Here is an 18,635-nt window from a genome sequence, read left to right as displayed (position 1 = left end):
CCAGGCGGCTATTGCGGCTCAGCGCCCCGGAGATGCCGGTTGACCGCGATCCAACTGCCAATCAGCCCAAGTAGGACGCTGGCGCCCAGGGTGACCCCGGTCGCGGCGAAGCCCAGGCCGGAAAGCTGGAACTCGCTGCGATAGAGGCTCGCGAGCCGCGAGACCGGCTGCTGCAGCAGCAGGACGGAGATGGTGACCAGCAGCCAGGCCGTCGCCCCGCCGAGCAGACCGTACCAGGCGCCCGCGTAGAGGAAGGGGCGGCGGATGAAGGCGGCCGTCGCCCCGACCAGCTCCATGATCTCGATCTCGATGCGTCGATTCAGGATTTCCAGTCGGATGGTGTTGCCGACGATCAGCAGCACGCCGATGCCGAGCAGGAGCCCCAAGAGTAACGAGCCGCTTTGGACCAGATCGAGGATGGCCTGGAACCGCTGCAGCCAGAGCGTGTCCATGCGGGCAAAGTCTGCCTCTGGCAGTTTGAGCAGCTTGTCTTGCAAGCCCTCCAGGAGTTCCGGCGTCGAGTAGGTCGGCGTCGGATAGATGGCCAAGACGATGGGGAGGGGATTCTTGGTGATTTCCTCCAGCGCTTCCTCGAAGCCTCCCAGGGCGCGGAATTCCTCCAGCGCTTGTTCTCGCGTGATGAGGTGGACGCGCGAGATCTCGGACCAGGTGGCCAGATCCTGGGAAAGGCGCTTGGCATGCGTGTCGTCGGTCTCGAAGCGGAGAAAGAGCGAGATGGCCGCCGTCTGATCCCAGCCGCCGGCCATGGTCCTGAGGTTGTCCGTCATGACGTAGAGGGCAGCGGGGAGCGCCAGGGAGATCCCGATCACGGCGACTGTCATCGCTGAAGGCAGTGGGTTCTCCTTCAGTCGGCCCAGGGTTTCGAGCGCGGTCTGCCAATGCTGGCCGAGCCAGATTCCTGGCAGGTCGAGCAGCCGGGGGCCACGTCTCCGACGGGAGCGTTGCTTCGCCATCGGCTACCAATCCCCTGTGTCGTTGACCAGACGCCCGGCGTCGAGCGTCAGTGTGCGGTGGCGCATGCTTTTTACGAGATTGAGATCGTGCGTGGCGATCATCAGCGTGACGCCGACGTAGTGGAAGCGCTCGAACAGCTCGAAGATCTCGCGTGAGAGATCCGGATCCAGGTTGCCCGTGGGCTCGTCGGCGACCAGCACCGGAGGGCGGCCAACGACGGCGCGAGCGATGCCGACGCGCTGCTGTTCGCCCCCGGAGAGGGCGACCGGGGTCGCGCGCTCGCGGCTCAACAGGCCGACTTGATCCAAGGCCGCGCGCACGCGGCGGCCGATCTCCTTCTGTCCGACACCGGCGACCACCAAGGGCATGGCGACGTTGTCGAAGACGCTGCGGTCCGGCAGCAGGCGATGATCCTGGAAGATCATCCCGACCTCGCGCCGATAGAAGGGGATCTGGCGTCGCGGCAGGGTTGCTAGGTTGCGGCCGTTGACGACGATCTGCCCCCGGGTTGGACGCTCGATGAGTCCGATCAGGCGCAGCATGGTGCTCTTGCCGGCACCCGAGTGTCCGGTGAGAAAGACCATCTCGCCAGCCTGGACCTCTAGATTGACGCTGCCTAGCGCCTCGCCGCGCTCGGGATAGCGCTTGAAAACATTCTCGAATCGGATCAACGGCAGGCTCCCTTAGCCGAGCAGTGCGTCGATGAACTCGTCCGGGTCGAACGGACGCAGGTCCTCGATGGATTCGCCCACGCCAATGAAGCGGATGGGCACCTTGAGTCGCTCGGCGACGGCGAAGATGATGCCGCCCTTGGCTGTGCCGTCGAGCTTGGTGAGTGTGATGCCGGTCAGCCCTACGGCGCGGTGGAAATGCTCGGCTTGATTCAGCGCGTTCTGGCCGGTGGTCGCATCCACGACCAGCATCACCTCGTGGGGTGCCTCGGGATCGATCTTCTTCAGCACGCGCGCCACCTTGGAGAGCTCATCCATGAGGTTCGACTTGGTGTGCAGCCGGCCCGCGGTGTCGGCGATGAGCACATCGGCGCCGCGCGCCGTGGCGGCCTGCAGGGCATCGAAGACGACCGAGGCGGAGTCCGCGCCCGTGTGCTGCGCAATCACCGGGATCTCATTGCGGTCACCCCAGGTCTGGAGCTGCTCGACGGCGGCGGCGCGAAAGGTGTCGCCGGCGGCGAGCATGACGCTGTTGCCTTCTTCCTTGAGGCGTTTCGCCAGCTTGCCGATGGTGGTCGTTTTCCCGGCCCCATTGATGCCGACCATGAGGACCACCTGCGGGCGGCCGGCGGCCGGCTGACGCACGGGGCCGTCTGCGGCGAGCAGGATGTCGCGCAGCTCGGACTTGAGTGCCGTCAGCAGTGCCTGCGGATCCGCCAGGGACTTGCGCTTGACGCGCTCTGCGAGGTCGCCGATGACGCGCGTGGTCGCGTCCATGCCGACGTCCGCCGTGATGAGCAGGGTCTCCAGTTCCTCCATGAGGTCGTCATCGATGCGCTTACGCCCGAGGAAGAGGTTGCCGAGGCCGTCACCGAGCTGGGTGCGGGTGCGTGATAGGCGGGTGCGCAGCCGCTTGAGCACGCCACGTTTGCGTACAGTCTCTTGGTCTTCGCCCGCTTCGGTCTGGGCGGCCGGCCTCTCGGGTGCCGGTCGCCGTGGCGGTGGGGCGACCGGCTCTTGCGGCGCGGGTGGTTGGGCCGCCGGCGTTTGAGCAGGCGCCTTTGGGGCGGGCTTGGGCGCCGCCGGCTTGACCGGCTCTGGGGCCTGCGTCAGTGTAGCTGGCTCGACCTGTGGCTCTGGCGTCCGGGCCTCGGGCTCTGCTTCGCTCTCCGGCGATTTATTCTTGCCGGATCGGAAGAGCTTGCCGAACCAGGGCTTTTTCGGCCGATCCGCGGATAGCGCGGGCTCTGGGGGAGAGGGTGCCGGCTCCTTTGGGGGCGTGGTTGGCTCAATCGCCTCCGGCGATGCTTTGTGGTCCGGGTCGCCGGGAGTCTTGCTCTTTTTTCCGAAACCAAACATAGGGCTGTGCTATCGGTTTTGACGGTAGGCGCGGGCCGGAATGGACCCGTCGAAAGATCACGCAATGCTACCAGATCACCCTCTTGTGCGTCCGACGCGCAAGCGGATCCGTTTCTTGGCAGGGACATGAAGAATTTGTCATCCCGGGAACTACCAGGGCGGTGCATTTGCCCATAGATGCCACTCGGACACCAGCCATCTCCAGGGAGATTTCATGAAACGACGATTGATCGCCGCATTGCTTTGTTTGTTGCCGCTCGCCGCAGGGGCCTCGTCGAAGGTCTATGAGCACACCCTGGACAACGGTCTCAAGATTCTGGTCAAGCCGAATCACCGTGCGCCCATCTTGACCTCTCAAGTCTGGTATCGGATCGGATCGAGTTACGAGTACGGTGGCATCACCGGGGTCTCGCACGTCTTGGAACACATGATGTTCAAGGGCACCGAGAGCCTGAAACCCGGCGAGTTCTCGCGGATCGTCGCCGAGAACGGCGGCGAGGAGAACGCCTTCACCGGACGTGATTTCACCGCCTACTATCAGAACCTGGCCAAGGATCGTCTCGAGGTCTCCTTCAAACTGGAATCCGACCGCATGCGTCATTTGGCCTTGCAGGAGGAGGAGTTCCTCAAGGAACTGGAAGTCGTCAAGGAAGAGCGGCGTATGCGCACCGATGACGATCCACAATCCCTGACCTACGAGCGTTTCAACGCCGTCGCCTTCGAGGCCTCTCCCTACCGCAACCCCGTCATTGGCTGGGCGAGCGATCTGGATCAGCTCAAGCTCGAGGATCTCAAGGATTGGTACCGACTTTGGTACGCGCCCAACAATGCCATCCTGGTGGTCGCCGGGGACGTCGAGCCTGACGCGGTCTTCGCCCTGGCCGAGACCTATTTCGGCCCCCTTGCCGCAGAGAACATTCGCGCGCCCAAGACGCGCGGCGAGCCGGAGCAGCGCGGCGAAAAGCGCCTCAGGGTCGAAGCGCCGGCCAAGGAGTCATACCTCTTGATGGGCTACAAGACACCCTCGGTGGGGGATACGGCTGACGCATGGGAGCCCTACGCGCTGGAGATCCTCTCATCCATCTTGGACGGCGGCGATAGCTCGCGCTTTTCGCGGGACTTGATTCGTGGTGAGCAGGTTGCGGCATCCGCAGGGGCGAGCTACAGCGTGTTTCAGCGTCTGCCTGGCCTCTTCCTCTTCGAAGGCGTGCCGGCCGCGGGGCATAGCATCGAGGACGTGGAGCAGGCTATCCGTGCTCAGATCGCGCGCGTCCAAAGCGCGCCGGTGAGCCAGAGCGAGCTGCAACGGGTGCGTAATCAGGTCGTCGCCGCCAAGGTTTATGAGCGAGACTCGCTCTTCTACCAGGCGATGATGCTCGGTCAGCTGGAGACCCTCGGGCTCGATTGGCAGCTGTCCGAGACCTATGTGGATGCGCTCGCGGCGGTGACGCCGGAGCAGGTTCAAGCCGTGGCGAAGAAGTATCTGACTCCAGATCACCTGACGGTCGCGGTCCTTGATCCGCAGCCGATCGAGCAGGCACAGCCAGCGTCGGCGAACAGCGGAGCGGGAGAGCAAGCCAATGCGCTTTGATCTCCACGGTTCGCCCCGGCTCGACGCCTTTCGCCGCTTCGCCCTCTGCTGTCTCGCGCCCCTGCTCTTCTTGGCGGCCGACGCGGCGACCGCGACCCCGCAGATTCAGACCTGGGAGACCACCAATGGGGCGCGCGTGCTCTTCGTCGCCGCGCCCGAGATCCCCATGGTCGACGTCAGAGTCGTCTTCGCCGCAGGGAGTGCGCGCGACGGCGACCGCGCCGGACTGGCTTCCATGACGGCGTCGATGCTCGACGAGGGCGCGGGCGATTGGGATGCGAATGCCTTGGCGGACCGCCTCGATTTCGTCGGCGCCTCCCTCAGCGCGGGAGTCGATCGCGACATGACCTCCGTCTCCCTGCGCTCACTGACCCGTGCCGACGCCTTAGACGTTGCCGTCGAGACCATGGCGGCCGTCCTGGCGAAACCCACCTTTGACGCCGACGCGCTCGAGCGGGTCCGTCAGAATCGCCTCGTTGCGCTGCGTCAGCAGGAGGAATCGCCACAGCAGATCGGTCGTAAGGCGCTCTTCCATGCTGTCTACCAGGGACATCCTTATGCCTCTGATCCGGCGGGGACCGCCGAGTCGATCTCGGCGCTATCGCGCGCTGAACTCCAGGCCTTCCATGAGCGCTATTATGTTGCGGCGAACGCGGTCGTCGCCATCGTCGGTGATCTGGATCGCGCCGCGGCAGAGGCACTCGCGGAGCGCATCATCTCGGGCTTACCCAAGGGTGAGGCGGCGGCGACCTTGCCGCAGGTGAGTGATCTCGCGAGCGGGACGCTGAAGACGATCACCTTCCCGTCGAGCCAGACCACGGTCATGGCGGGCCAGCCGGGCACCAAGCGTGGTGATCCGGATTACTTCACGCTCTATGTGGGGAATCACATCCTCGGCGGCAGCGGGCTGGTGTCCATCCTCATGGATGAGATCCGCGAGAAGCGCGGCCTTTCCTACAGCACCTACAGCTATTTCATGCCGCTCGCCGAGCCTGGCCCCTTTATCATGGGTCTCCAGACTCGCAACGACCAGGCCGAGCAGGCGCGTCAGGTGATGCTCAACACCCTTGAGCGCTTCATCGCCGAGGGGCCGACCGAGGCAGAGCTGACTGCGGCCAAGAAGAATATTACCGGCGGCTTCCCGCTCAAGATCGCCAGCAATGGCGATATTGTCCAATACCTCGCCGTCATTGGCTTCTATGGTCTGCCGCTCGACTACCTGGACCGCTTCCCGGGACGGATCGAGTCAGTGACGGTCGAGCAGATTCGTGATGCCTTCGCGCGCCGGGTCCACCCGAACCGTCTCGCCATTGTCACCGTGGGTGGCGACGCCAAGAAAGTGTCCCAGGTCAGTGGCGCGGACTAGTCAGCTACGCATCGTCGGCGGCCGCTATCGTGGCCGCCGGCTGCCAGTTCCGGATCATCCAGGTCTGCGTCCGACGGCCGATCGGACGCGCGAGACCCTGTTCAACTGGCTGACTCCCGTCGTTGCGGGGGCACGCTGCCTGGATGCCTTCGCGGGCAGCGGCGCCTTGGGCCTCGAGGCGGCTTCGCGCGGTGCCGCAGAGGTGGTGATGCTAGAGCGCGCCGCTGGCGTCCTGCGTCAGCTCCAGGTCAACGTGCGGACCCTTGGTGCGACCGGGATCAGTCTGCACCAGGTCGATGCCCTCAACTGGCTGAGCGCACCCGCCGCCGAGCCCTTCGACATCGTCTTTCTCGATCCGCCCTTCGCCGAGGACCTGCTCGGTACTGCCGTCGACCTTCTCGCGAGCCAAGGCTGGGTCGCGCCAGGCTCGCGCGTCTATCTGGAGGCGCCGAGTCAGGCGCAGTTCCCCGCCATGCCAGCGGGTTGGGAGGCGATCCGTGAGAAGATTGCTGGCCAAGTCCGCTATGGACTCGCCGTGGTGACAGAGTCAGATGGCGCTGGCGAGGTCGCAAGGGAATCCGACTCAGGGTAAAGGGTGCGACTCCTGGGGTTTGCTCCTGCTGAGATATCCGCCGCGCGGCCCCTGCTCACCACCTATCGGTTTTATGTAGCCAGGGCTTCCAGCCCTGGCAAACCAGGCCAGGATGGCCTGGCTACGCAGGCTTGGAGCGGCTGTTCAGGTTGATTTCGGGAAACCGATAGGTGTTGAGGCGGCCCCTGTTTCGACGCACCTTACCGCTCAGGTTTGTGCTAAGGTGCGCCCGGCAGCGGCCTGGCGGCTCGCGCTGCGTGGCGATTGGGCTCTGTTCCAAGCTTGGCTGAGCCTTGTCCAGCATCAGCCTGTCCAGCATCCCTAACGAGGATCCAGCGATTGCGAACTGTGGTCTATCCCGGAACCTTCGATCCCATCACCAATGGCCATGTGGATTTGATTCACCGGGCCGCGCGGTTATTCGATCGGGTGGTGGTGGCCGTGGCCGAGGATACCGGGAAGGCGCCTATGTTCTCGACGGATGAGCGTGTCGCCTTGGTGCGCGCAAGCGTGGGAGAAGAATCGAATGTCGATGTCGTGAAGTTCTCCGGGCTCCTCGTGAGCTTCGCGCGTGCCTCGGGGATCAGCGTCATCATGCGCGGCTTGCGCGCCGTTTCGGATTTCGAGTATGAGTTTCAACTGGCGGGCATGAACCGCCACATGGCACCAGACATCGAGACCCTTTTCCTGACGCCGGCCGAAAAATACACCTATATTTCTTCCTCTCTAGTGCGGGAAATCGCCCGCCTTAGCGGGGATGTTTCCGCTTTCGTCAGCCCCATTGTGCAAGCTGCATTGAAAGAACGCTTTGGATAACATCCGCACGTCCCCACAACATCACTGAACAAGCAGAAGGAGTACTTCCATGGCTTTGATGATTACCGACGAATGCATCAATTGCGACGTCTGCGAGCCCGAGTGCCCTAACGGCGCTATCTCTCAGGGCGACGAGACCTACGTGATCGATCCGGCTCTGTGCACCGAGTGCGTAGGGCATTACGAGACCTCTCAGTGCGTCGAGGTCTGCCCGGTGGATTGCATCCTCAAGGACCCTGATCACGAGGAGGACGAGGATGTGCTGCGCGCCAAATACGAGCGCATCACGAGCGATTGAAGTTGGCTGTGCGTTAAGGACGCGACACTGACCCGATGAGTGGTCCTCTCAGGGGCCCCGTTCTGGGGCTCCTCGCCTGCCTGACTCTGATCGTCCCGCTCCGGGTGCAGGGCGACACTCCTCCCAAGGCCGCGATTGCCTCCGCCCATCCGCTGGCGACCGAGGCTGGCATGGCGATTTTGGCGAGCGGTGGCAACGCCTTCGATGCGGCCGTGGCGGTCAGCGCCGTCCTTGCCGTCGTCGAGCCTTATGGTTCTGGCCTGGGTGGCGGAGGCTTCTGGCTGTTGCATCGCGCCGCCGACGGGCTGCAGGTCATGGTCGACGGACGCGAGCGTGCACCGCTAGCGGCGCACCGCGATCTGTACCTCACCGCCGACGGCGAATTCGCACAGGAGCTGGCACTGAACGGCCCCTTGGCCGCGGCTATTCCCGGTACGCCCGCTGCGCTCTGCCACCTGGCCGAGCGCTACGGTCGGCTCGGGCTTGGCGTCACGCTTGCTTCGGCGATCCGCACCGCCCGCGAAGGTTTCGCGGTGGATGCGCGTTATCGGCAGCGGGCGGAGTGGCGGCTCGAGGTCTTGCGTGCGTCGGCCGCCGCGGCGCGCCAGTTTCTCGTGGATGCCCAGGTGCCTCCGCTCGGGCACCGGCTGACTCAGCCCGATCTCGCGGCGACCTTGGAGCGCATCGCCGAGCATGGCTGCGCCGCTTTCTATCAGGGGCCGTTCGCCGCGCGCATGGTCCGTGGGGTGCGTGAGGCTGGTGGGATCTGGACCCTCGAAGACCTCTCCCAGTATGCCGTGGTCGAGCGCAAACCGATCCAGGGCGACTATCAGGGCTGGCGCTTGGTCAGTGCACCGCCGCCATCGGCTGGCGGGGTGCTGCTGGTCGAAATGCTCAACATGCTTTCCGCGCTGCCCCAAGAGCAGCGGGGTGCCGCGCCGTCCGCGCATCTGCTCACAGAGGTGATGCGCCGGGCCTATCGGGACCGAGCGGCATACTTGGGCGACCCCGACGCCGTCCAAATGCCGCTCGCGCGTCTGACGGACGCCGACTATGCGGCCGGGCTGATTCGTGACTTCGACCCCCAGCGTGCGACGCCCAGCCGCCATGAGGCGAAGGACTGCGAGACGGGCCGTTCGGAAGGGCAAGACACGACGCATTTTTCCATCCTCGACCGGGCCGGCAATCGGGTCGCCGCGACGTTGAGCATCAACTACCCCTTCGGATCTGGCTTCGTGCCGCCGGGGACGGGTGTCCTGCTCAACGATGAGATGGACGACTTCTCCGCCCAGCCCGGTGTTCCGAACGCCTATGGTCTGGTCGGTGGCGAAGCCAATGCCATCGCGCCGGGCAAGCGCATGCTGTCGAGCATGTCGCCGAGCTTTCTCGAGTCGGAGGACGGCGTTGCGATCCTGGGCACGCCCGGCGGGAGCCGCATCATCACCATGGTGCTGCAGGCGATCCTCGCCGCGGTCGATCAAGCCCAGGTGAGCGAGTGGGTGGGGCGGCCCCGCATCCATCATCAGTATCAGCCCGATCGTCTCCAGGCCGAGCCGGGCGCGCTGACCCCGGCCGAGCAGGATGCACTGCGCGCGCTGGGGCATCGTCTCGACCTGCTGGATCGTCCCTACGGCAACATGCAAGCCGTCTTTTGGGACCGCCGCACGGGCCAGGTCGAGGCCGCGAGCGATCCGCGCGGCATCGGCAGCGCGCAAGTGCAATAGCCGCCCGGAATCGGGTCCAATCCATGGCTCGCCAGGCCAGCCGTACGTGAACAATTCCGAGGAAGATCTGTCAATGAAGCTCAAATCGCTCTTCACCGCAGTCATGGCTCTGGTCGCCGTGAGCTTTCTGGTGCTGCCCCATGAGGTGGATGCGAAGCGCTTCGGTGGGGGCTCGAGCTTGGGTAAGCAGTCATCCAGCTTTTCGCGCAAGGCGCAGCCTGCGCCTCCGCGACAGCAGCAGTCGACGCGCACGCAGCGCCCCATGAACGGGGCGCAGCCGCCGAGGCCAAGCGGCGCGAGCCGTTGGCTCGGCCCGCTCGCCGGTCTGGCGGCTGGCGGGCTGCTGGCCTCGCTGTTCATGGGGGATGCCTTCGAGGGCTTCCAGTTCTTTGATTTCCTGCTTGTTGCGCTGCTGATCTTGGGTGCGGTCCTGCTGTTCAAGATGCTCAGGCGCGGCGGCTCCAGGCCCATGACGGCGGCCTATGGTCACTCAGCGTCGGGTCCGGGTTATGCGCGTCTTGCCGCGGGCGCCGAGTCGTCGATGCAGGGCGGACTGGGAAGCGGCATGATGCCCTCCGGCCTGAGCGATCACGGCAGTGGTGTCGCGGGTGAGGACGAGACGCCGGCCTGGTTCGATGGTCCGGGCTTCATGGAAGCGGCCAAGCTGCACTTCATTCGCTTGCAGGCGGCCTGGGATCACGCAGATTTCCGCGACATCCGCGAGTACAGCACGCCCCAGCTCTTCGCCGAACTGCGGCGCGAGCGCGAGAAGACCGAGGGTACTCAGTTCACCGAGGTCGTGCGTCTCGATGCCGAGCTACTGGGAAGCGAGCGCGATGGCGACCTTGTGGTTGCAAGTGTGCTCTTCTCAGGCCTGATTCGCGAAGACGAGAGAGGCGTGGCCGAGCAGTTCAGCGAGATCTGGCACCTGCAGCACGACTGGGACACCCCTGACGGCGATTGGCTCATTGCCGGTATTCAGCAGACGTAAGTCTTAACCCTGCCCGCATCGCCCGATCTCTCCGTGCGGCCTCGATCTTCGTTCGGTCCAGCCGCACGACCGGTGGGAGCGGCGCCCCGCCGCGATCGCGCGCCCGTCGCCCGTCCCGGTGAGGCGCCGCTTCCACGTCGCATTGCCTGAAGGATGCGTGCCTGGGGAGGCGTCTTCGGGTGGGTCTTGCTGTCCGCCTAGCGCCGACCTATTCTTTCTGCGCCAAACTCGAGCCACACCCTCCCACGGTGCTGGCGACTCTGCGAATTTGGCGCGGAGTCTGCTGAATAGGCGCCGGCCCACCGCATAACTCCCAGCCGCTCATCCCTTTAATCAGGACACTGCTGACAGGAACTCAAGCCATGCTCGCGGCGGAACCCTCGGTCGAGGTCTTTCTGACACTCGGCCTCGTGATCTTGACACTTCTTTCCCTAAACCTGCTCGCGCTGACCTTGATCCGTTGGTTGATGCCAAAGCGCGCTCTGGAGTCGCGCGAACTCGCTGAGGCTGAGCTGCCCGAGGTCCTCGTTCAGCTGCCGCTCTACAACGAAGGCGAGCTGGTCGAGCGTATTCTGCGGGCGACCATGGCGCTGGATTGGCCGATCGACAGACTGCAGGTCCAGGTCCTCGACGACAGCACCGACGGCTCGCTCGCGTTGAGTCAGCGGGCGGTCGCCGCCGCGCGTCACCAGGGGTTGCGGGTCGAGTTGCTGCACCGGACTCAGCGCACGGCCTTCAAGGCAGGTGCCTTGGCCGAGGGGCTCGCGCGCTCCGCTGCGCCCTATGTTGCGATCTTCGATGCCGACTTCGCGCCGCCCCAGGAGTTTCTGCGCCAGACGGTCGGCGTGCTGAGCGCTGCAACGGACATGGCCTACGTCCAGGCCCGGTGGGACCACGTCAATCGCGACGAGAGTCTGCTCACCCGCGTTCAGGCTCGGCTGCTGGACTCGCATTTCCGCGTCGAGCAGGAGGCGCGTTGGCGACTCGGCCTCCCCGTGCCCTTCAATGGGACTTGTGGGCTTTGGCGGCGCGCAGCCATCGAGGACGCCGGGGGTTGGGAAGGGGATACGCTGACCGAGGATCTTGACCTCAGCCTGCGCGCTCGGCTGCGTGGTTGGCGCTCCGGTTATCTCCTGGATCTCAAGGTGCCTGGTGTGCTGCCCGTATCTGCGCGGGCTTGGCGCGTGCAGCAGTTTCGCTGGACCAAGGGCTTCGTGCAGTGTTTCATGAAGCTGATGCCGCGGATTTGGCGAAGCCCCGAGCTGCCCATCTGGCAACGATTGTTGATCAGCTTCCAGATTGGACAGCCGCTTGCATTCGTCGTTGGCGCCGCCTGTCTCTTGCTGGGGCTGCCCTTCATGGCGGGTGCCGCCGTTGCTGGTGAGACCATTGGCGCTGTTGCTGTCGTTGCCTCGATCCTCGGCTTCGCCGCGCCCATCATCTTCCTGACCTCCGCCGGCACAGGCGGCGGGCCGCGGAGGACCGCGGCCGAGGTCATGGGCGCCCTGGCCCTTACCAGCGGGCTGCTGCTCTCCAACGCCCGCGGCGGCCTGGAGGCATTGCTGGGCTATCGTACCGAGTTTGTCCGCACCCCGAAGACGCGTGACAGCGGGCGCTCGGCGAGATTACGGTGGAGTAACGGATTCATCGAGCTGGCGGCCGGGCTGGCGCTCTTGGGCTTCGTGCTTTGGGAGCAGCCATTTGCCGTGATCTATCTCGCCATGCTGATTGGTGGCTTGGTCGGCGTGGGCGCCATGCAGGTCCTCGACGGGGTGGCGCCGATCCGGCCGGTATGGCTACGTCGCTGAGGCTCCCGGATCGACGGCTTCGACCTTCCTGGAGCTTGCTGTCATCGGGCTCGGGGCTTGGCATACTGCCACTTTGTGCCGGTCCCATCGGCCCTGTGCGCGACACGCCGCCAGCGTGCTTGGAGGCTTGCCCTTGGTGAATGCCAGACGAGGGGCGACGAGATATCGAGTGTAACTTTGGGGTGCGTTGCTCTTCCAATGCCTTTCAAGCACCCTATAGCGTTCTGAGAGACGAGGAGTTCCCATTGCATGTCCGACAATTCTGAACTGAACGACTTGGTCGATGATGGCGCCAGGTCGAACCCCTTCAAAGGTTACGTCGTCGCGATTGGTGCGTCTGCGGGGGGGTTGGATGCATTGGAGCGCTTCTTCCAGGGGATTTCGGACGATACCGGCGCGGCCTTCGTGGTGGTGCAGCATCTCTCGCCCGACCACAAGAGCATGATGGGTAATCTGCTTGCCCGGCACACCTCCATGCAGGTGGTGACCGTCGAGCACGACATGCGCATCGAGGCCAATCGCGTACACCTGATCCCGCCTGCAAGTTTGATGACGGCGTCCGGAGACGTCTTGAGGCTGAGTCCGAAGAATCCGCGTGGGCTGACGCTGCCGATCGATCTCTTCTTCTCTTCGTTGGCACGGGAGTTCGGCAATCACGCCATCGGGGCCATCCTGTCCGGAACCGGCTCGGATGGGACCCGCGGCGCAGTCGCCATCAACGACGCCGGTGGTTTCTTGGTGGCACAGGAGCCGGAAACGGCCAAGTTCGACGGCATGCCGCGCAGTGTGATCGCGACCGGGCTGGTGGACGCTATTCTCCCGCCAGAGGAGATCGGCCCGCGTGTCATCGAGCATATCCATCAGAAGCCGTCGCTCAGGGTTCGACCGGCGGTGGCCACGACCGAGGTCGATCGCGACGGCGCGCACGAAGAGGTGATGCACTTACTGCAGCACGCGGGGGGCATCGATTTCCGCGAGTACAAGCCGGCCACGGTGATGCGCCGCATGGAGCGGCGCATGCAGGTACGGCAGACGCCCGATCTGCTCAACTATGTCCGCCTGCTCCGCGCTGATCGGGGCGAGCTGTCCACGCTGCGGCGCGAGCTGCTGATCCCGGTGACCAGCTTCTTCCGTGACCCGGATGCCTTCGAGGTGGTGGCGGAGACCGCGATCCGCACCATCGTTGCGGATCACTCGGGCGCCCAGCCGATGCGTGTTTGGGTTCCCGGCGTCGCCACTGGAGAGGAGGCCTACACCCTGGCGATCCTCTTTGCCGAGGCCTTCGAGCGCGCGCGGCGCTGGCCGAACTTCAAGCTCTTCGCGACCGACGTCGAGCCGCAAAACATCGAGGTCGCGGGCGCCGGTGTCTTCTCCGAGGCCATCACAGCCGAGATCTCACCGGAGCGGTTAGAGCGGTTCTTCATCAAGCGCGGCAATCATTTCGTCGTCAAGACGGATATCCGCCAAAGCATCGTCTTCGCCCGGCACAACCTGCTGGAAGATCCGCCCTTCACGCGCATGGACCTGGTCTCCTGCCGCAATCTGCTCATTTACTTTCGGCCCCAAGCCCAAGAGCGTGCGCTGCGTCGGCTGCAGTATGCCTTGGCCCCTGGCGGATTCCTTTTCCTGGGGCCGAGCGAGTCCATTGCGAATATGCATACCGACTTCACTGCGGTCAGCTCAAAGCACAAGCTCTATCGCATCTTGCGCCACGTCGCGCTTCCCTTGGACTCCGGGAGCAGTTCGCGGGCGCGGCAATCGCTCACGCAAGTGCTCCCGCGCACCAGTCTGCGCGCACAAGGGGTCTCGACCGACGCGGCGGCGATCGAGGCGGCCCAGGTCCAGTTGCTTCATGACTATGCGCCGACGAGTCTGCTGCTCAATCAGCGCCATGACTTGCTGCACGTCTTCGGCGAGGTGGGCTCCTTCCTGCGCATCGCCGAGGGCAGCGTGAGCCTGGACCTGGCCAGACTCCTGCCCAGCTCTCTGGTCGCGGTCGCCAAGGCCTTGCTGTTCAAGGCGGCGCGCGATCGGGCCCCACTGCGCTCCGAGCCCATGTCGGTGACCTTGCCGCATGAACGCGTCGAGCATATCCGTCTCGTTGCGCGGCCGGTCGAGGCGCGGCAAGGGGAGCTTCACTTGCTGCTGTCCTTTGAGCCCGAGGCGGTGCCCGAGCCCTCGCTCGTGATCGCGGGTGACGCCGATGCGGCGCGCCTGTCTGTGGGTGCAGGCCGGTCTACGATCGAGACCATTAGTTTGGATCGGGAGACCACGCAGCGTCTCGAGAATCTGGAGCGCGAGCTGGCCGCGACGCGGGAGAGTCTCCAGGCTACGATCGAAGAGCTGGAGACCGCGAACGAGGAGCTTCAAGCCACGAATGAAGAGCTGATGGCCTCCAACGAAGAGCTGCAGAGTTCGAATGAGGAACTGCAGTCCGTCAATGAGGAACTCTATACGGTCAACGCCGAGAACCAGGAAAAGATCGAGATCCTCAATCGACTCAACGCGGACCTCGACGGGATGGCCAAGGCGGCCTCCATCGCGACGGTGTTCGTCGACGAGAAGCTGCGTCTGACGCGCTTCACCCCGGAGGCGACGATCCTTTTCAAGATCCGCGACGGCGATCTCGGTCGGCCCATCGACGATCTCACCAACCTGCTGCAGTACCCGGAGTTCATGCCGGAACTCAAGCGCACCATCGAGCGGGGCGAGATGCTCGAGCAGGAGATTCGTGCCGTCAACGACCGCTCTTATCTCTTGCGGGTGCTGCCCTATGCGGTCCGTGCCGGGGAGTCGCGTGGCGCCGTGGCGACCTTCGTCGATATCACCTCGCTACGGGACGTCGAACAACTTCAGGCCGTGCTCGACTCCTTGCCTGAGCACGTTGCCGTTCTGGATGCGAACGGCCTGGTGAAGATGGTGAATCGGTCCTGGCTTGAGTTTGAGCGCGAGAGCGGACGCTCGAATGCCGCGGAGACGGTTGTGGGCGCGGATTACCTGACCCTGTGCGAGTCCGGCTTTCTCGCAAAAGAGGGACATGCCGCCGAGGTGCTTGCGGGCATCAAGGCTGTGCTGCGGGGTGAGTCGTCGGCCTTCAGCACCGAGTATTCCGCTGAGACGCCCGACGGCCAGCGCTGTCGCCGTCTCATGCGTGTGGCGACAGTGGACCAACCAACCGCTAGGGCCGTGGTCAGCCATATCGATATCACCCAGTGGTCCAATGAAGAAGACGCATAGACCTGCTCCAAGCGCGCGGTCGGTGGGAGCGGCGCCCCGCCGCGACGGGCGCGCGATCGCGACGGGGCGTCGCTCCCAGGTCGCTTTGCTTGAAGGCCTGTAGTGGCTTCGCGCGCTCTGCGGTTCAAGCGATCTTGGTAGGCTGATCGGCAGTGCGCGCTCGCTTGATCGCCGCGAGCAGCCGTTGCACGAATGCCGGGCCTTGATAGATGAATCCGGTGTAGATCTGCACCAGATCGGCACCGGCCTCGAGCTTGGCGATCGCGCCTTGCGGATCCATCACGCCACCAACGCCGACCAGGACCGGCTCGGGTCCGATCGCGGCCCGCACCTGACCCAAGAGGGCGGTGCTGCGCTCGAGGAGGGGACGTCCCGAGAGTCCGCCACTGAGCCCTTCCGTCGAACTCTCCAGGCCTTCGAAGCGAATGGTCGTGTTGGTGAGGATGAGCCCTGCCGCACCTGCGCCGAGAGCGGCCCGAGCGCAATCGATGGCGTCTTCGTCCGTCAGATCCGGGGCGAGCTTCAGCAGGATTGGGCGGGGCTTGGCGAGCCGCTGATTCGGCGCCTGGATGGCGTCGAGGATGCGCGCGACCTCGTCGACCCGCTGGAGATCACGCAGACCTGGCGTGTTCGGGCTCGAGACATTGACGACGACATAATCCGCCAGCGCGCCGAGCTGTTCGAAGCTGCGTCGATAATCGTCGGCAGCCTGCTCGGGCGGCGTCACCTTGGACTTGCCGAGGTTGACGCCAAGCGGCACCTCTGGGAGGCCGCGCGCGCGCAGCCGCTCCAATCCGCGTGCCATGGCCTCCGCCCCCTGATTGTTGAATCCCATGCGGTTGACCAGGGCGCCGTCGCGCTCGAGCCGAAACAGCCTGGGCTTGGGGTTGCCCGGCTGCGCCAGGGCCGTCACCGTACCGACCTCGACGAAGCCGAAGCCCATGGCTTGCCAGGCTGGGATCGCGGTCCCGTTCTTGTCCAAGCCCGCCGCGAGCCCGATCGGATTGGGGAAATGCAGACCCATGGCTTCGACGCCGAGGCTCGGGTCGCGCGCGAGACGTGTCGACGCGAGTCGGCCGGAAAAGGTGCTCGACCATCGCGAGAGCAGCCCTAGGGCGAGGTCGTGCGCGGCCTCGGGATCCATGCGAAAGGCCAGTGGGCGGAGAAGGGGCCAGAGATCGGGCATTGTCATGCTGCGGATTTCCTTGTAGCGGCCGACTGCCTTGAGCTGGCACCCGGCAATGATCATGGTCTGCGTGGACCTCTATTGTCGCCGAATCCAGCTCAGGTGCTGGGTGGGACTAGAATCCTTGAGGGCGCAAAATGCTTGCAGATGAGTCAAATTTCGATGAAGCGTCCGACCATCCAAGCCCGTCGGTATCGGTATCGGTATCGGTATCGGTATCGGTATCGAACCGACGATCCCGATCCCGATACCGATACCGATTCCGATGGCATGACTCGTCGGTTTGAGGCGAAGCCTCGCTAGCATTAGGCGATTGCCCTGGGGCAGCGGGTGAATCGCCGGCTTTCCATCGCGATCCGTCGAGCGATGTCGGTGCTTCCTAATGCTATAGTTTGAGCCTTCCAATCTTTGCCATCCTTGGAGCCCCTTGCCATGGCTGCGAAAAAGATCCTGATGCTCGTCGGCGACTACGTCGAAGACTATGAGGCGATGGTGCCCTTTCAGATGCTGCAGATGGTCGGTCACAGCGTTCATACGGTCTGCCCCGGTAAGCTGCCGGGCGATTATGTCCGCACTGCCATCCACGACTTCGAGGGCGATCAGACCTACAGCGAGAAGCCTGGGCACAACTTTGCCATCAATGCGGATTTCGCCGCGGTCGAGCCCGCCAAGTACGATGCCCTGGTGATCCCGGGTGGGCGCGCGCCAGAGTATCTGCGACTGAACCCCAGGGTGATCGAGATCGTCCGGCACTTCGCCGCCGGCGATAAGCCGATCGCCTCCGTCTGCCATGGACAGCAGATCTTGGCGGCCGCCGGCGTCTTGGAGGGCAAGCGCTGCACGGCCTATCCCGCAGTGCGCCCGGAACTGGAGAGCGCTGGCGGCACCTGGTGCGAGGTCAACGAGGCGGTCTCCAATGCCTATGCCGACGGCAATCTGGTCACGGCGCCTGCTTGGCCGGCCCATCCAGCCTGGATCCGCAAGTTCCTCGAGGTGCTAGGCACACGCATCGAGCCCTGATAAGGGCATGCGCCATCGCGTCTTTGTCTACGGCACCCTGCTGCGCGGCGAGGTCAACCATGGCCTCCTCGTCGGCGCGGGCTTTCTCGGCGGCTTCCGCACGCGGCCCTGCTACAGTCTCTTCCTGCTCGGGGCCTACCCTGGGGTGGTCAAGGGCGGGCGGACGCAGATCCTCGGCGAGGTTTACGAGATCGATCGCGCCTGTCTGCGCCGGCTGGATCGGCTCGAGGACTATCCCAGGCTCTACGATCGGCAGCAGATCCAGACCCCCTATGGGCGCGCCTGGATCTATGTCTACCGGGGCAGTGTGGAGGGGTGTCGCGTGATTCGCGGGGGCGACTGGCGCGCCTTCGCGGCGGATCCAGACTCAGTGCGCGCGGCCGGCGTGCGCGCCGTGCGGGACGCCAAGACCTACGACTTTGGGAAGGCGGTCTGACCCATCCGGATCAGGCGTTTTCCGAGTGCCAATCGTTCGGTGCGGGGCTCATCCGAAGCCCCGCAGGATTCCAGTAACAGGAGACAGCATGTCCGAAGAAGGCCGTTTCACCATTCATTTGGAGCAGCGTGAAGGTTTCCAGATCAATGTGGCGTTCGATTGGAAGCGCGCCGCCGACCTGCTGATGGACGAGCCCCCGCCCTTGGGCGAGCAGCAGGGGCCCAACGCATCACGGGTGCTGGCCGCCGCCGCGGCCAACTGTCTGAGTGCGAGCTTGCTCTACTGCGTCTTCAAGGAGGAGCCGCCGGAAGACTGCCTCAAGGCGGAGGCGACCTGCATCATGATTCGCAACGCGCGCAAGCGTCTGCGCATCGGAGGGCTCGAGATCCGGCTCATCGTCGCCGACGTGGTCAAGGAGTCGGCCCGCTTCGGTCGCTGCAAGGCGCTGTTCGAGGACTTCTGCGTCGTCTCCGCGAGCATCCGTGAGGGGATTCCCATGAAGGTGACGGTCGTCGATCAGGCAGGTGAGGTTCTCCATCAATCCGAGTAACTGGCCCAAGGGAGG

General features: G+C 64.6%; 16 protein-coding genes. 12 read left to right on the top strand and 4 right to left on the bottom strand.

Features of this window, described 5'->3' with window-relative positions:
* Positions 1–8: 8 nt before the first annotated feature.
* The 3 genes from ftsX to ftsY are packed head-to-tail and all read right to left on the bottom strand — an operon-like array spanning position 9 to position 3,005.
* Entirely contained in the window at positions 9–974 is a 966-nt protein-coding gene (ftsX, locus tag G3480_RS02875; RefSeq protein WP_164652160.1) for a permease-like cell division protein FtsX, read from the bottom strand.
* Positions 975–977: 3 nt separating this feature from the next.
* Entirely contained in the window at positions 978–1,646 is a 669-nt protein-coding gene (gene ftsE / locus G3480_RS02870) for a cell division ATP-binding protein FtsE (protein ID WP_206171461.1), read from the bottom strand.
* Positions 1,647–1,658: 12 nt separating this feature from the next.
* Complete coding sequence (ftsY, locus tag G3480_RS02865; protein ID WP_164652159.1) at positions 1,659–3,005, bottom strand: signal recognition particle-docking protein FtsY; 1,347 nt, start codon at positions 3,003–3,005, stop codon at positions 1,659–1,661.
* A 214-nt stretch (positions 3,006–3,219) separates the two neighbouring features.
* Between ftsY and G3480_RS02860 the strand changes: the two genes are divergently transcribed.
* The 9 genes from G3480_RS02860 to G3480_RS02820 all read left to right on the top strand — a co-directional run bounded on the left by G3480_RS02860 (position 3,220) and on the right by G3480_RS02820 (position 15,428).
* The gene (locus G3480_RS02860; protein ID WP_164652158.1) at positions 3,220–4,596 is read left to right on the top strand and encodes a M16 family metallopeptidase; all 1,377 of its coding nucleotides are present in this window, start codon (positions 3,220–3,222) and stop codon (positions 4,594–4,596) included.
* A complete protein-coding gene (locus G3480_RS02855) occupies positions 4,586–5,962 on the top strand; it encodes a M16 family metallopeptidase (RefSeq protein WP_164652157.1) in 1,377 nt (458 codons plus the stop codon). The genes G3480_RS02860 and G3480_RS02855 overlap by 11 nt, the downstream gene beginning before the upstream one ends.
* The gene (rsmD, locus tag G3480_RS02850) at positions 5,949–6,554 is read left to right on the top strand and encodes a 16S rRNA (guanine(966)-N(2))-methyltransferase RsmD (protein WP_338114045.1); all 606 of its coding nucleotides are present in this window, start codon (positions 5,949–5,951) and stop codon (positions 6,552–6,554) included. Before G3480_RS02855 ends, rsmD begins: the two co-directional genes overlap by 14 nt.
* 339 nt (positions 6,555–6,893) lie before the next feature.
* Complete coding sequence (gene coaD / locus G3480_RS02845) at positions 6,894–7,370, top strand: pantetheine-phosphate adenylyltransferase (RefSeq protein WP_164652155.1); 477 nt, start codon at positions 6,894–6,896, stop codon at positions 7,368–7,370.
* 49 nt (positions 7,371–7,419) lie between these two features.
* On the top strand, positions 7,420–7,668 hold the full coding sequence (locus G3480_RS02840) for a YfhL family 4Fe-4S dicluster ferredoxin (RefSeq protein ID WP_164652154.1): 249 nt from the start codon (positions 7,420–7,422) through the stop codon (positions 7,666–7,668).
* 35 nt (positions 7,669–7,703) lie between these two features.
* On the top strand, positions 7,704–9,392 hold the full coding sequence (gene ggt / locus G3480_RS02835; RefSeq protein ID WP_164652153.1) for a gamma-glutamyltransferase: 1,689 nt from the start codon (positions 7,704–7,706) through the stop codon (positions 9,390–9,392).
* A gap of 73 nt (positions 9,393–9,465) precedes the next feature.
* Complete coding sequence (locus tag G3480_RS02830) at positions 9,466–10,383, top strand: Tim44 domain-containing protein (RefSeq protein WP_164652152.1); 918 nt, start codon at positions 9,466–9,468, stop codon at positions 10,381–10,383.
* A 362-nt stretch (positions 10,384–10,745) separates the two neighbouring features.
* Entirely contained in the window at positions 10,746–12,191 is a 1,446-nt protein-coding gene (locus G3480_RS02825; protein ID WP_164652151.1) for a glycosyltransferase, read from the top strand.
* A gap of 249 nt (positions 12,192–12,440) precedes the next feature.
* Positions 12,441–15,428 carry a chemotaxis protein CheB gene (locus G3480_RS02820; protein ID WP_164652150.1) on the top strand — a complete coding sequence of 996 codons (2,988 nt, stop codon included), beginning with the start codon at positions 12,441–12,443 and terminating at the stop codon, positions 15,426–15,428.
* A gap of 124 nt (positions 15,429–15,552) precedes the next feature.
* On the opposite strand, the gene G3480_RS02815 is transcribed toward G3480_RS02820, so the two are convergent.
* Entirely contained in the window at positions 15,553–16,620 is a 1,068-nt protein-coding gene (locus G3480_RS02815) for a quinone-dependent dihydroorotate dehydrogenase (protein ID WP_164652149.1), read from the bottom strand.
* Between the two features lie 426 nt (positions 16,621–17,046).
* On the opposite strand from G3480_RS02815, the gene G3480_RS02810 reads away from it, so the two are divergent.
* The 3 genes from G3480_RS02810 (at position 17,047) to G3480_RS02800 (ending at position 18,620) form a co-directional block, all read left to right on the top strand.
* Positions 17,047–17,634, top strand: a complete 588-nt coding sequence (locus G3480_RS02810; RefSeq protein ID WP_164652148.1) for a DJ-1/PfpI family protein — start codon at positions 17,047–17,049, stop codon at positions 17,632–17,634.
* A 7-nt stretch (positions 17,635–17,641) separates the two neighbouring features.
* Positions 17,642–18,070 (top strand): gamma-glutamylcyclotransferase family protein, encoded by a 429-nt coding sequence (locus G3480_RS02805; protein ID WP_164652147.1) that lies wholly within the window; start codon positions 17,642–17,644, stop codon positions 18,068–18,070.
* Between the two features lie 88 nt (positions 18,071–18,158).
* The gene (locus G3480_RS02800; protein WP_164652146.1) at positions 18,159–18,620 is read left to right on the top strand and encodes an OsmC family protein; all 462 of its coding nucleotides are present in this window, start codon (positions 18,159–18,161) and stop codon (positions 18,618–18,620) included.
* The last annotated feature ends 15 nt before the right edge of the window (positions 18,621–18,635 follow it).

The organism is Thiorhodococcus mannitoliphagus (genome assembly GCF_010915725.1).
Lineage (GTDB): Bacteria > Pseudomonadota > Gammaproteobacteria > Chromatiales > Chromatiaceae > Thiorhodococcus > Thiorhodococcus mannitoliphagus.
This window is presented reverse-complemented; position numbering and strand designations above follow the sequence as displayed.